General features: G+C 67.7%; 1 pseudogene. It reads left to right on the plus strand.

From position 1 onward, the window contains the following. Positions 1 to 27: 27 nt before the first annotated feature. Positions 28 to 1429, plus strand: a pseudogene (locus D7Y15_RS43455) (hypothetical protein); the annotation flags it as partial.

Here is a 1429-nt window from a genome sequence, read left to right on the forward strand (position 1 = left end):
AAGTTCGGACCCTCGGAGCGGCGGTGGGTGGCGCCGCTGAAGCTGACGCTGCAGACGGAGGTGCAGTGCGCTGTCCAGGCCCTCTACACCAACGGCAGCCAGAGCAGTTGGCGCGTCCTCGGCGGTGGCGTGGTGGCCGACCCGGACACCGTCACCATGGCAGTGGCGGACCTCTCCAACGTCCCCACCGGCAGCGTCTACGCCAGGCACATGTCAGCCAGCTCCGTCACCAGCGCCGCGGTGGCGTCAGCGGCCATCAGCTTCACCCACCTGCTGCTGCCGCCCACGGACAACCTGGTGCCCAACGGGTACTCGGAGGCGGACGCGCAGGGGAAGTCCCCCGAGGGCGACGCGTTGGTGGAGGAGCCCGTCAACGCGAAGGAGGGACGCCGGTGCCGCAAGCTGGTGGTGCCCAGCGGTGGCGGCTTCACGGGGCTCAACTTCATCGGCGGCTTCCACAGCACCGCACCGGGCGGTCGCATCAAATGCACCGCAGGGGATTCCTTCTACGCGGAGGCCTGGGTGAAGTCCTCCGCCGCGCTCGTCCAGGCAGGCGCCAACCTGATTCTCCTTTGGGAGGATGCCAGCGGTGCCTATGGCGGCCAGGCCGCGAGCACCTTCGTCACGCTCACCACCGCGTACCAGCGCGTGAAGGTGAAGGGCACCTGCCCGGCGGGGTGCACCGGCGTCCAGCTGTACTTCGAAATCAACGCCGCCAATTCCGACGCCGGGAAGGCGGTGTACCTGGACGCCGTCTCCATGCGGAAGATGGTGACGTTCGACCTGCTGGTAGCCAACACCCTCCAGACGTCCAACTACGCGGAGGATGGCAACGGCGTGCCCGTGGCCGGAGCGAAGCTGGACAACGTGGGCACCGCCTTCAAGGCGGCCGGCGGCAACGTCCAAATCGGCAGCTACCTCCTGGACACGCCCTTTTTCAGAGCGAACCAGGCGCTGGACGGCACTTCGGCAGCGGGGCGCGTCCACTACCGGGGCAGCAACAACACAGGCGTGCGCGGAGGTGCACCGCTCATCGACAGGCTGGATGTCCAGTGCACGGACTACTTCCGCTACACGACGCCCTTCACCCACTCCTGGCTGGTGCACCACTTCTTCGTTCAGCCCGCGAGCATCGACGACAACCTGGACGCGCTCCGCTACCTCAAGGTGGACTACTACAGCAGCGTCAGCGCCACGTACCGGGGGACGCGCTACATCGTCCTGCCGGACCGCAAGTACGCGTCGGCCGTGGACGGCAATGCGCTCAACCGCATCGCCATCAGCCATACCTTCCAGTCCCCGGCGGCCCTCGCGGGACTCTGGGGGCAGAACCTGGGGGAGTACGTCGCGCTCCTCTGCGAGGTGCACGGCGTCTACGGTGTGAGCGCCTCCATGTGGTTCTCGCCCGTCTACAACGCCGGGCTGGGCG

It is taken from the genome of Corallococcus sp. AB030 (assembly GCF_003668965.1).
GTDB lineage: Bacteria > Myxococcota > Myxococcia > Myxococcales > Myxococcaceae > Corallococcus > Corallococcus exiguus.